13 protein-coding genes are annotated in these 12,454 nt (G+C 69.2%); 1 reads left to right on the top strand and 12 read right to left on the bottom strand.

Features of this window, described 5'->3' with window-relative positions:
- Positions 1-24: 24 nt before the first annotated feature.
- Positions 25-447 carry a VOC family protein gene (locus ACWDU1_RS07355; protein WP_449996428.1) on the bottom strand — a complete coding sequence of 141 codons (423 nt, stop codon included), beginning with the start codon at positions 445-447 and terminating at the stop codon, positions 25-27.
- A gap of 307 nt (positions 448-754) precedes the next feature.
- Here ACWDU1_RS07355 and ACWDU1_RS07350 point away from each other — a divergent pair, with 307 nt between their 5' ends.
- Positions 755-2,188, top strand: coding sequence for a glutamate decarboxylase (locus ACWDU1_RS07350; protein WP_449996427.1), 1,434 nt, complete (start codon positions 755-757; stop codon positions 2,186-2,188).
- A 91-nt stretch (positions 2,189-2,279) separates the two neighbouring features.
- Here ACWDU1_RS07350 and ACWDU1_RS07345 read toward each other — a convergent pair whose 3' ends face one another.
- From ACWDU1_RS07345 to ACWDU1_RS07295, 11 genes are all read right to left on the bottom strand, one after another.
- Positions 2,280-2,708 (bottom strand): hypothetical protein, encoded by a 429-nt coding sequence (locus tag ACWDU1_RS07345; RefSeq protein WP_449996426.1) that lies wholly within the window; start codon positions 2,706-2,708, stop codon positions 2,280-2,282.
- A 192-nt stretch (positions 2,709-2,900) separates the two neighbouring features.
- On the bottom strand, positions 2,901-4,103 hold the full coding sequence (locus ACWDU1_RS07340; protein ID WP_449996425.1) for an NADH:flavin oxidoreductase: 1,203 nt from the start codon (positions 4,101-4,103) through the stop codon (positions 2,901-2,903).
- Positions 4,096-4,677 carry a TetR family transcriptional regulator gene (locus ACWDU1_RS07335; RefSeq protein WP_449996424.1) on the bottom strand — a complete coding sequence of 194 codons (582 nt, stop codon included), beginning with the start codon at positions 4,675-4,677 and terminating at the stop codon, positions 4,096-4,098. The genes ACWDU1_RS07340 and ACWDU1_RS07335 overlap by 8 nt, the downstream gene beginning before the upstream one ends.
- 75 nt (positions 4,678-4,752) lie before the next feature.
- A complete protein-coding gene (locus ACWDU1_RS07330; RefSeq protein WP_449996423.1) occupies positions 4,753-6,018 on the bottom strand; it encodes an amidohydrolase family protein in 1,266 nt (421 codons plus the stop codon).
- A complete protein-coding gene (locus ACWDU1_RS07325; RefSeq protein WP_449996445.1) occupies positions 5,987-7,045 on the bottom strand; it encodes an acetamidase/formamidase family protein in 1,059 nt (352 codons plus the stop codon). Before ACWDU1_RS07325 ends, ACWDU1_RS07330 begins: the two co-directional genes overlap by 32 nt.
- Positions 7,046-7,047: 2 nt before the next feature.
- Positions 7,048-7,449, bottom strand: coding sequence for an allophanate hydrolase-related protein (locus ACWDU1_RS07320; RefSeq protein ID WP_449996422.1), 402 nt, complete (start codon positions 7,447-7,449; stop codon positions 7,048-7,050).
- Positions 7,450-7,497: 48 nt separating this feature from the next.
- A complete protein-coding gene (locus tag ACWDU1_RS07315) occupies positions 7,498-8,160 on the bottom strand; it encodes a GntR family transcriptional regulator (RefSeq protein WP_449996421.1) in 663 nt (220 codons plus the stop codon).
- Entirely contained in the window at positions 8,157-9,062 is a 906-nt protein-coding gene (locus ACWDU1_RS07310; RefSeq protein ID WP_449996420.1) for a hypothetical protein, read from the bottom strand. Before ACWDU1_RS07310 ends, ACWDU1_RS07315 begins: the two co-directional genes overlap by 4 nt.
- A gap of 98 nt (positions 9,063-9,160) precedes the next feature.
- Positions 9,161-10,534, bottom strand: coding sequence for an allantoinase AllB (gene allB, locus ACWDU1_RS07305; protein ID WP_449996419.1), 1,374 nt, complete (start codon positions 10,532-10,534; stop codon positions 9,161-9,163).
- 28 nt (positions 10,535-10,562) lie between these two features.
- Positions 10,563-11,621 (bottom strand): ABC transporter substrate-binding protein, encoded by a 1,059-nt coding sequence (locus tag ACWDU1_RS07300; protein ID WP_449996418.1) that lies wholly within the window; start codon positions 11,619-11,621, stop codon positions 10,563-10,565.
- 45 nt (positions 11,622-11,666) lie between these two features.
- The coding region (locus tag ACWDU1_RS07295; RefSeq protein WP_449996417.1) for an ABC transporter permease at positions 11,667-12,454 on the bottom strand (788 nt) is incomplete at its 5' end.

Here is a 12,454-nt window from a genome sequence, read left to right as displayed (position 1 = left end):
CGGGCCGATTTCCGGGAGCCACGGCTACGGTGCGCTGTAGTCGAACATCCACGGAATGGAGAAGCGGTCGGTCAGCATGCCGAACAACTCCGTCCACTCGGTCTTCGCGAGATGCATATCCACATTGCCCCCGACCGCGAGGGCGTCGAAGACGCGCTGCGCCTCGTCGGTATCGCTGACCTCGAGGCAGACGTTGAAGTTGGGGCGCGACGACACGTCCACCGTCTGTCCCGGCGGGCAGTCCGAGCCCATCAGGATCTGCTCGGTGCCGTTGAGCGGTAGCGATACGTGCGCGATCAGGTTCTTCGCCTCGTCCGGGAGACCGTCGGCCTCACCCATATCGGCGAACCGGACCACTTGCAGTTCACCACCGAATACGGACTGGTAGAAGGTGAACGCCTCTTCGGCGTTGCCGTTGAACATCAGGTACGGGTTGACCGATTTCACCTGGATCAGCTCCTCAGACGTCGTTGTGCCGGACTAGCGGGACGGAACACATCTGGTGCCGCCGTCGAAGGACCCGGCGGCCGTCGCATGGACTGACCGGCCGAGCGTATCTCCGATGCCCGCGGTTCGGGGCGGATCCGCGCGGCCCGGCGCCCGCGCGTCGGCGGGTTCGTGGCCGGGCACTGCGCGCCCGACCCGCCGGGAGGGCCCGCCCTGCGGAAACTCACCCGGGACCGGGTGAATACTCGGAGGGGTCCAGCGCCGCCTCCGGGTGACGAGGCCCGGCCCGATGCTCGCGGAGGTCTCCATGGCATTGACCCATCCCGCGCACGAACCGTCGCGGCACCGCGACGAGATCACCGTGAACCCGGTCTTCACCCGGGAACCACTCGATATACCGCGTAACCGGCTCCCGGCCGGTGAACTGGACAGCGATACCGCCTATCAGGTGGTACACGACGAGCTGCTGCTCGACGGTAACGCGCGGCTCAACCTGGCGACCTTCGTCACCACCTGGATGGAACCGGCCGCGCGGGTGCTGATGACCGAATGTTTCGACAAGAACATGATCGACAAGGACGAATATCCGCGCACGGCCGAACTCGAACAGCGCTGTGTGCGCATCCTGGCCGATCTGTGGCACGCCGCCGATCCCGACGATGCCATCGGGTGTTCGACGACCGGCTCCAGCGAGGCGTGCATGCTGGCCGGGCTGGCCTTGAAACGCCGCTGGCAGAAACAGCGGCAGGCGGCCGGGCAGTCCACCGGCCGGCCCAATCTGGTGATGGGCGCCAATGTGCAGGTGTGCTGGGAGAAATTCGCCGAGTACTGGGATGTCGAGGCGCGGCTGGTGCCGATGTCGGGGGAGCGGTTCCACCTGACGGCCGAGGAGGCGGTGGCCCGCTGTGACGAGAACACCATCGGAGTGGTCGCGATCCTGGGGTCCACCTTCGACGGTAGCTACGAACCCGTCGCCGAGATCTGCGCGGCCCTGGACCGGGTGCGGGCCGACCGGGGCTGGGATATCCCGGTGCACGTCGACGGGGCGTCCGGTGCGATGTTCGCGCCCTTCTGCGATCCCGGGCTGGAATGGGATTTCCGGCTGGCGCGGGTCGCCTCGATCAACACCTCGGGGCACAAGTACGGGTTGATCTATCCCGGGGTGGGGTGGGTGCTGTGGCGCGACCGCGCGGCGCTGCCCGAGGAACTGGTGTTCCGGGTGAACTACCTGGGTGGCCAGATGCCGACCTTCGCGCTGAACTTCTCCCGGCCCGGCGCGCAGGTGGTGGCGCAGTACTACACCTTCCTGAGGCTCGGGCATCGCGGCTACGAGCGGGTGCAGGGTTATTGCCGTGAGGTCGCCGCCGCCTTGGCAGACCGGATCGCGGCGCTGGGGCCGTTCCGGTTGCTCACCGACGGCCGGCAGTTACCGGTTTTCGCGTTCACTCTCGCGCCGGAGGAGACCGGGTATTCGGTCTTCGACGTCTCGGCGGCCCTGCGGGAGCAGGGCTGGCTGGTCCCGGCCTACACGTTCCCGGCCGATCGGGAGGATCTCGCGGTGCTGCGCATCGTGGTGCGCAACGGTTTCAGTCATGATCTGGCCGATCTGCTGATCGAGGCCCTGCAGCGGGCGCTGCCGCGGCTGCGGGCCCAGCAGGCGCCGCAACGCGGCGCCGAAGCGGCGTCGTTCTCGCACGGGGCCGACACCCATGTACAGGGTGCCGGCCCGGCCGCGAGATGACCGGCCGAGCCCAGGGCCGGTACCTCCCGTCCTATCGTGCGGTACCCGCACGATAGAGCTTTACCTCAGATGATGGTCCGTTGTTCAGCGGTCAGAAGGCGCTGCCGGTGCCGGGCAGGTAGATCGGGGGCAGCGGGAAGCCGTGGCCGTGGCCGTGGTCCCAGCCCCGGTTGCGGCCGTGGCCGTGGTTCCAGCCGCGATCGTTCCAGCCGTTGTCCCAGCCGTGATTGCGGTGGTGCCGGTTGCGGTGGCCGCGGTCCCAGTCGACGCCGTCGTCGAACCAGCCGTTCCGGCTGTGCTGGCCGCGGTCGTGGCGACCCCAGCCGCGGTCGTGCCGGCCCCATCCGTCGTGGTTGTGGCGCCCGGGGCGGCTGACATCCTCGACCGCGCCGTTCGGCGCGGGGGCGGCGGGGGCCTGGGCGAGCGCGGGGGCGGCGGTGATCGCCAGCGGAGCCAGGGCGATCGCGGCGGTGGCCGCGATCCGGACGATGAGCCGGCGGGTATGCGGGGTGCGATGCATATTCGGTCCTCGGTCGGTGCCGCCGCGGCGGCACGGTGTCGGTCTGAGCTGACGCACTCGGAGTGCGCTGTCGATAACCTGAACCGTACCGTTAAATAACGGCGCATTCAATAGGTGTCCGTCAATTGGGAGAAATTGCCGCCGCCCGAGGACCGTTGTCCCGCACCCGGTTCGGAGACCGGGTGCGGTGCTTCACCCCGCCTCGGCCGCCCGATCCGGCGCCGGAGCCGGCGGGTCCAGCCGCAGCACGCAGCGGGTCCGGCTGTAGATGGTCGGCATACATTCGTTGCAGTGCACGCAGGCCGACTCGGCCCGGGCATCGGCCTGAATGCGGTTGAGCAGATCCGGCTCCCGCAGTAGCGCCCGGCCCATGGCGACGAACTCGAATCCCTCCGCCATGGCCAGATCCATGGATTTGCGGTCGGTGATACCGCCGAGCAGCACCAGCGGCATGGCCAGTTCGCGCCGGAACTGGCGCGCGCGTTCGAGCAGATAGGCCTTCTCGTAGGGGTATTCGCGCAGGAAGGCCCGGCCGATCATCCGGAAGCCCCAGCGCGCCGGTCCGGGTAGCGTTTTCGCGAACTCGCGGCGCGGCGCGGCGCCGTGGAACAGCAGCATCGGATTCAGCAGTGAACTGCCCGCGGTGAGTTCGAGCGCGTCGAGGGCGTCGTCGGCTTCCAGCCAGGCCGCCACCTGTAGCGATTCCGGCAGCGTGAACCCGCCGCGGATACCGTCCTCCATATTCAGTTTCGCGGTCACCGCGATTCGCTCTCCGACGGCGTCGCGTACCGCCCGCGCGATATCGCGAGCCAGCCGGGCGCGGTTCTCCAGGGAGCCGCCGTACCGGTCCTTGCGCCGATTCAGCAGCGGGCTCAGGAAGGAGCTCACCAGGTAGTTGTGGCCGAAATGGATTTCCACGGCATCGAATCCGGCCTCGATCGCCAGCCGCGCCGCGTCCGCGTGGGCGGTGACCAGCTCGGCGATCTCGGACTGGTCCGGCACCTTCATCGGAGCCATCCCGAGCGGGCTGAAGAAGCGGCTCGGCGCCAGGGCGGGCAGGCGATTGGACGCGGCATTGGCCACCGGACCCGCATGTCCGATCTGGGCACTGGCGGCGGCACCCTCGGCATGGACGGCGTCGGTGAGGCGGCGCAGGCCGGGAACTGCCTCGGGGCGCATATAGATCTGGTGGCGGTCGGTGCGCCCGCCCGGGTGGACCGCGCAGTAGGCGACGGTGGTCATCCCCACGCCGCCCGCCGCGACCTCGCGGTGGAACTCCACGAGGTCGTCGGTGACCAGTGCGTCGGGTGTCCGGCCCTCGAAGGTCGCGGCCTTGATCACGCGGTTGCGCAGGGTGAGCGGTCCCAGCGGGGCGGGGGCGAAAACGTCAATCATTGTGTTCTCCTGTCGGAGCGGTCAATCCGGCCACCACGAAATCGCGCAGTGTCGCCACGGCGCGGGGAGTGAGGGGACGGTCGTCGACGGCCGCGCCGCCGAACCGGGTGATGATCAGGTCGAAGGCGAGCATCCAGCGCCGCCCGCTCTCCCGTTCGTCGATACCGGGCAGGAGCCCGTACCAGGAATCGATCCGGAACCACTGCTGCTGCCACGGTCCGATCCGGCGGCCGAGTACGCACTGGGCGAGCAGGCGCAGGTGCAGGCGGCCGAGCGGGTCGGCGGTCAGCTGGGCGAACGGTTCCAGGACCGCGTCCACGATCCGGTGCACGGGCAGCGGATCGGCGGTGACCTCGGCGAGCCGGTCGGCCCAGAGGGCGCCGAGGCGGTCCTCCAGCAGCGCGGCCACCAGGCCTTCCTTCGAGCCGAAGTGATAATGCACGGCCGCCGGGTTGGCCCCGGCCGCCGCGCAGATCCCGCGGACCGAGACCTCGTCGTACCGCTCGGTGAGCAGGAGTCGTTCGGCGGCGGCGAGCAGCCGCTCCCGGGTTCCGGCCGAGACTTTCTGGCGCATGAAAGTAGTGAACCACCGCCGGAGGCGTATTTCAATCATTGATTGAAATAACGTTTGATCGGGTGAGTGGACCACTCAGTCGGCGAGAGCGGTGACGGCCGACCGTTCCGAGCGGCCGGACGCGACCAGCCGACCGCGGTGCACGACATAGCGGTCGGCCGGCGCCGAGGCGATGGCCTCCCGCAGGCTCGACGCCCGGATCGCCAGCAGATCGGCCCGGGCACCGGGTTCAGGCCCGGCGGGCGGCAGACCCATGATCCGCCGGGCGCCCGCGGTGATCGCGGTATACGCCTCCGAGGGAGTGAGATGACCGGCGGTCACCAGCAACATGGCGGTTTCGAGGGCGTCGCCGCTGCCCACCGGGTTGAACGGGTCCTGGATGTTGTCCGCGCCCGCGCCGAGCGGGACCCCGGCGTCGAGCAGCGCGCGCACGGCGGTGAGACCACGGGGCTTACCGGCGAGATGGTCGCGGCCCTGGAGATACAGATTGGTGATGGGCAGGGTGACCACGCCGATGCGGGCGGCGGCCACCGCGGCGATCACCCGGGCCTGGGCGTCGGGCCGCATCATGCCCAGGCTCACGCAGTGGCTCGCGGTCACCGGGGCGGTGATCGGCCGGTCGCGTACCGCGTGGGCGAGCTGTTCGAGGGTGCGCATGGCGGGGTCGAGTTGTTCGTCGGTGTGGATATCGACCCCGACGCCGTGCTCGGCCGCGATCCGCAGCAATGTGCGCAGGTTCCCCTCCGGGTCGGGGGTGTGGTGGGGGTGGCCGCCGAGAAGGTCCACGCCGAGATCGAGTGCCTCGTGGATGGCATCCTCGGCCACCGCGAACGGGGCCAGGGCAACCAGCTGGATATCCATGACGTCCGCGAGTTCCGCGCGTACCCGCAGCAGCGCCCGCACGCCGCGTAACGGTTCGGGACCGGGCAGCAGGTTCACATGGGAGCGGATGGCGGTGGTGCCGTAGGACAGCGCGCGCAGCGCGGCCGCGCGGGCCCGGCCGGCGATACCGTCGACGGTCAGGCGGGGGCCGTACTCGTCCCAGGCGGCGATGGCGGCGCCGAGATCGCCCAATGGCGGCCGGATCTCGTCGAAGGACAGGGCCTTGTCCAGGTGGAGATGCGGATCGGCGGGTGCGGCGAGCAGCAGATGGCCGGTGAGATCCAGATCGAGTTCGCCGCCGGGCCCACCCCGGGCGGGGACCACGGCCTCGACCAGATCGCCACGGAGATGAACATCCACGGCGCGGCCGTCGGTGGTGGTGGCGTTGCGCAGCACCGGCACCGGCCGGCCGTCGGCGCGGCGGAAATCAGGCCGCGAAATCCCGTTTGCGGATCGCACAGTGCACTCCCTTCACGATGTCGACCACCTGCGTGACCGAGAAATCTCCGGCCGCGCTCAGGTACAGATACGCCTCGGTCGGCGACATACCCGTTCGGGCGGCGAGAAAAGCGACCCCCGCGCGGGCGCAGTCGCGCATGGCGATATCGAGGCTTTCGTGCATTCCGAGCAGGATCCAGTGCTCCTCGGTCTCGGCGAACGGCCATCCGGCGGGCGCGCCGGTGACGGCGGGCACCACCGACAGGCGCGCGGTCACCCGCAGCGACCCCTCCAGTGCGGTCAGCGCGATCTCGCCGTTGCCCTGCGCGAAATGCGGGTCGCCGAGGTAGAAACCGGCGCCCTCGACCTGCACCGGCAGAAACAGTGAACTGCCCACCACGATCTCCCGCAGATCGATATTGCCGCCGAAGGGTCCCGGCGCGATGGTGCCGCGCGGCTCGTCACCGGCGGGCGTCACCCCGCACAGTCCGAGGAACGGCCGCACACCGATTCGCGCCGCGCCGCCGCCGAATCCGAACACCGCCTCGGACCCGTCCAGCGCGCAGAACTTGCTGACCACCGGTACGGGGGAGCCGCCGGTATCGCGTGGCAGCGAGTCGGGCAGCGCGCCCCGGCCGTGCCGGCTGGAGATGATCCCGTACGGCACACGCGGGGTGAGGTCGAGGAAATCGACCCGCAACCAGTCGCCCGGCGCGGCGCCGCGCACCCGCACCGGGCCGAGCACGATATGTGGACCCTCGGGCTTCTCCTCCCGGTGCAGCCCCGACTCCGCCAGTGCCACCGCGTCCGGCAGTACCTGCCGCCGGGGCACCCCGAACTGCCCGAAATAGGCGACCGGGTCGCGCCCCTGATCCTCCATCAGCCCCTCTTGGGAGACCGTGTCGAAGGTGACGGTGTGTCCGCTGTCCACCGCCAGGACCGCCGGGGTCCGCGGGGTGGGCAGCGTGCCCCAGCGAACGGTTTCCGGGGTGCAGTACAGATAGTGGTCCGCGGTGCCGGGATCGGTACCGGCGGCGAGGATCTCCATCGTCACGCGTGATCGGCGAGGGTCGCGCGGTGTTCGCGCCAGCCACCGGGGGCGGTGATCTCGCGGGCCGGGTCGTCCGGTCCGGGCAGGTGGCGGCAGACCATGCTCAGTGAGCCGCGCCCGTCCTCCAGTTCGATCACCGACAGTTCCAGTTCGGCGGGTTCGCGGGGCAGCAGGTTGTCGCGCAGATCGGTATAGGACACCCGGTAGATCTCGCCCGGCACGGGCCAGCCACCCTCGGAAACCCTTGCCAGACCGGGGAATACGTCGTCGAAGGAGAAAAAGCGGTAGTTCGGCGCGGTACGCACCGCGCCCAGGAAGCGGGCCGAGGCGAGGGCGTCGTTGAGCGACCCGCCACGCATGGCCTGGCCGTTGACGAACATGAGAACGGCGTCGTCGGACATGAGGGAACTCCTTTGCGGCGTCACGGCGCGGGCGCACGGACCGCGTGACTAAGTGAGGGTGGTGTTTCCGGGACCGCGCAGCGCGTGGATACGGGCGGCGGTGGTGGCGCGCTCGAGGTCGCCGCTGGAGAGGTCGTCGAGCAGGGTGCGGTGCTGGGACACCGGTTCGTGTCCGGGTTGCTGGACGTAGTCGTCGGTGGGGTAGAGGAACGCCTGCCGTTGCAGGAACGAGGAGGTCACGGGGGTGAACGCGGCCCGGTTGATGGCCATGTGGAAGTCCAGGTGGGCCATCGAGTACTGGGGCGAGCCCACTCCGTGCCCGTGCAGCGCGGCGCCGAGCGGATCCAGCAGCGCGTAGAGCGCGGGCCAATCGACGGTATCGGCTTTGGTGGTGAGCATCTTCGCCGCGACCTGGTCGAAGGCGATGCGCAGCTCGTGGAGCTCGGCCCGTGCCTCCGCGCCGAACTCCACCACCACGAGCTGGCCGCGCCGCACCCGCTCGACCAGTCCTTCGCTGGTGAGCCGCTGCAGCGCTTCCCGGATCGGGGTCCGGCTGACGCCGAGTTCTTCGGCGATCTGTTCCTCGGTCAGCCGGATACCTGCGGCGTACTGCCCGGTGGTGATCTGCTGGCGCAGGAAGCGGTACACCTGTTCGCGGACACTCATCTGTTCCCGGGGGTGGGTGAGCCCCGCTCCGGACGGGGTGTTCACCGCGGGCCTGCGCTCAGCAGGGCCGCGCGGCAGGCGTTGGTGACCCGCTGCATGAAGGTCCCCGACATCACGTTCATCCCCGCCCGCAGCGCCGCGGTCTGGAGCGCCGAGACCCGGTTGTTCAGATCGAAGTAGCAGTTGCCGGGACCGGTGAGTTCGGCGAAATCGAAAGCGAAGGGCCGGGTCTCGGAGTCGTCGGTCTCACCCCAGGTGGTGGTGTTGACGATCAGGGACGGAAGTTGTTCGGCGGACAGCGCTTTCAGCTCCGCGGGCGCCAGCTGCCCGGCCTCGAAATACCGCGCCCAGCCGGTCAGCGCCTCCGGATCGCGCGCGCTGCCCACGAGCCGGGCACCGGGCCAGGCCCGCCGGCAGGCCAGCGCGACCGAGTGGGAGGAGCCGCCCGCACCCAGGATCAGGACGCTGTCCGGTATGCGCCCGCCCAGGATCGTCTCCATCGCGGCCTGGGCCGCCCAGCTGTTGGTATTGACCCCGGCCGTCGCACCGGCTCCCCGTACCACGGTATCCACGACGCCGGTGCGGGCCGCCGATTCGGTCAGGGTTTCCAGCCGCTGCGCGACCTGCTGTTTCCACGGACTCAGCACCAGCGCCAGATCCCAGGAACCGTCCGCGGCGAGTGCGTCCGGATCGGGGAACGGGAGGGTGTCGGCCACCTCCACGTCCTGGGCGGTGAGCGCGTCGAGTAGCAGGGTGCCGCGTAGCGCATGCGGTGCGGTGGTGCCGATTCCGGCGATCACGGCCAGCGATCCACCGCACGTCTCGGTGGACGCCGCGCTCGCGATCCCCAGCCGGCGCACCTCGTCCAGACAACGCGCCACCGCGTTGCGCATGGTGGCGGCGCCGTCGCCGCCGGAGTCGAGCAGAGATACCTGTGTCTCGGTCACGACTTCTCCCTCGTGATATTCATGGGCCCTGTGGTGTTCGTGGACTCGGCGATGTCATGGACCGCGTGCCTTACGCGGGCCGTCGGATACCGCGACACTCAGGACGCCGCGGCGGCGGGGCGACGGGCCGGGATGACTTGGCGCCCAGCGGGTTCCCCGATGATGTCACCCTTTTCGTACACGAGCCGTCCGCGCAGATAGGTCGCGAGCACCGAACCCGTGAGCGGCCAGCCGTGGTAGGGCGTGACCGTATGCTTCGAATGCAGCCCGGCCGAGTCGACGGTGGATTCGGCGGTGGGGTCGACGAGTACGAAATCGGCGTCGAAACCCGGCGCCAGCTGCCCTTTGGACGCGATGGACCAGCGTTGCGCCGGCCGGTAGCTGCACAGCCGCACGATGTCCTCGATGCTCAGCTTTCCCCGGGCCGCCGCCGTGAGCAGCAGCGGGAGCATGGTCTCGACGCCGATGAAACCGCCGTAGGCCTTCCAGACATCGGTTTCGGCCTGTTCCTCGGCGGTATGCGGGGCGTGGTCGGTGGCGATGATGTCCACATCGCCGCGGGCGATACCCGCCCACAGCGCCGCGACGTCGGCGGCGGGACGGATCGGCGGGTTGAGTTTGATCAGGTTGCCGTAGTCGTCGTAGGCGGAGTCGTCGAGGAACAGATGGGCGACCAGGGTTTCGATCGACACCCGGTGTCCCTGCGACCGCAGGTCCATGACCCGGTTCAGGCCCGCCGCCGTCGACAGATGGTGGATATGCAGTTTCGTTCCGGCCTCGGTGGCCATCGTGATGATCCGGGTGACGGCCTCGACCTCGACGAACGCGGGCCGGCCCTCGAGATGCGCGCGGGGGTCCTTACGCCCGGATGCCTGGAGCCGGTCACCGAACATTCGCAGCAGGTGGTCGTTCTCGGCGTGCACCCCGACGACCAGATCGGCGGCGGCGGCCGCTTCCAGGCCGCGGAAGATCGCCGCGTCGTTCGGGCAGCGGTTGTCGCCGGTGGTCTGGCCCATGAAGAGTTTGAAACCCATCGCGCCGAGTTCGGCCATCCCGGCGATCTCACCGGCATTGTCGTGGTCGAGCATGCCGTAGAGCCCGAAATCGACATAGGCTTTGCCGCGCACCAGTTCCAGTTTGTCCCGGTACCGTTCGGCCGTGGCGACGGGCGGTTTCGTATTCGGCATATCGACGACGGTGGTGACCCCGCCGGCGGCCGCGGCGCGAGTACCGCTGGCGAAGTCCTCTTTCTCGGTCATACCGGGTTCGCGCAGGTGGACGTGCATATCCACCAGACCCGGCAGGACCAGCAGGCCGGTCGCGTCGAGCGTCGGGACACCGTCGGCGGCCAGGCCGTCGCCGACCGCGAGGATCTTGTCGTCCTGCACGGCGATATCGTGCCGGTGGCGGCCGTCGTGGGAGACCACGGTGGCACCGGTGACCACATAGTCCGGAGTGCTTGTTGCGGGCATGAACTGGCCTTTCGAAGAGCGCGGGAAATCAGGACAGGGCGAGGTCGGGGTTCTCGGCGTACACCTCGCGGATGGGCCCGAGTTCGAAGAGGTCACCGACGGACAGTTTCAGCCCGCCGCCCGCGATCGAGGCGATATTGGCGGCGGCGTCCGCATCGGAGATCGCGACGATCTGCTGTCCGGCGGTGCCGTTGCGGATGAGTTCGTTACCCGCGAGACAGCAGTCGAGGGTGGCCGCGCGGTTCAGATCGAGAGTGCGGCCGTAGTCGTCGACGGTGATATCGGCGGCCAGCTTCGGATCGGCCAGCACATCCTTCCAGCCGCGGATCTCGGCCTTCAGGAAAGCCTTCAGCTTGTCGCGCTGGTTGTCGATATTGTCCTGGGTGGTGATGTAGACCTGGCCCACCAGTGGGAATCCCATATCGGCCAGCAGCCGGGCATGGATATCGAAACCCTTGTGCCGCAGGTCCACCACCTGGCTGTTGATGAACCCGAGATAGCCGTCGATCTCACCGGCGGTCATACCGATGGGATCGCCCTGGACCGGGACCGTGTTGATCCGCGACTGGTCGAGTCCGAGCGCGGCCATATAGGTGCGCCACACCGGTTCGCTGGACGACGCGCAGCCGATGGTTTTGCCGTAGAGGTCCTGCGGGCTGTCGATCGGTTTCGCGCCCATCGACATGATGCAGCCCGCGTACCGCTGGTACACCGCGCCGACGATTTTCAGGGGCGCGCCCTTGGCGACCGCGGACCCGACGATCGGTACCTGGGAGACTCCGGCGAAAGTGCGGGTGAGGACATCGGATTCGATGGGCGGCGCGGTCGGCCCGCCCGACACCAGATCGGCGCCGGTGAATCCGGCCTCGCGGTAGTAGCCGTTGCGGTCGGCGAAATAGCTGCCCGCGAACTGGGTGTTCTTGATCCACGCGAGGCGCTGGGAGGCGACCCCGAATCCGTCGCCGGAGCCGGTGGCGGCCGAGCCGCCCGATACGCAGGCGGTGAGCGCGGCCGAACCGGCCAGGGCCAGGCCGCCCGCGGCGAGGCTGCGGGTGAGGAACTTACGGCGGTCGAAATGTGCAGGCATGGGTGCTCCGGGTAGTTGTGCGAAAGGGGTACGGGGGTTCGGCGCTCAGCGGGGAGCGCTCATCCGGGTGGCGACGAGTTCCTCGGCGATGGCCACGACCTGGTAGATCACGACGCAGACCAGCGTGAGGACCACCACCGACGCCCACAGCCGGTCGAATTGGAATTCATTGGCGGCCCGGAGCATCTGACCACCCAGGCCCTCGCCGGTCGCCAGCCATTCGGCCAGCAGCGCACCGACGACCGAGGTGGTCACCGCGACCCGCGCGGCCGCGAACCAGGTCGGGATCGCGTGCGGTAGCGACACCTTGCGGAACGCGGTCAGCGGGGAGGCGCCGAACGCGGTGATCATGTCCAGATCGGTGCGCGGGGTCGCCCGGATACCGTGCAGCATAGTGAGCAGGGCCGGCACCACGACCACCGCCGCGCCGATGACGGCGGTGGCCAGCGGGCCCCGGCCGAACACCAGTACGAGGATCGGCGCGACGGTCACCATCGGGATCGCGTGCATCGCGGTCAGCGCGGGGGTGAACATGGCCTCGACGGTCCGGGAGAAATAGAACAGCAGCGAGACGGCGGCCGCGAGCCCCAGTCCGAATACGTATCCGTAGGCGGCGTCGGTGAGGGTGTGGGCGAGGTCGGCGACTATGGCCGACCGATTCGCGGCGGCCTCCGGCGCGCTGAACAGGTAGGCGACCACGTCGCCGGGGGATTTCGCGACGAACGGGCTCACATTCACCATGCGCAGGAAAACGGTCCAGACGACCACGATGGCCACGACCGCCCCGGTGAAGGTGAGCAGGGTGCGCGCGGTGCCGCGCGCGAGACGATCGA

The organism is Nocardia sp. NPDC003345 (assembly GCF_053589395.1).
This window is presented reverse-complemented; position numbering and strand designations above follow the sequence as displayed.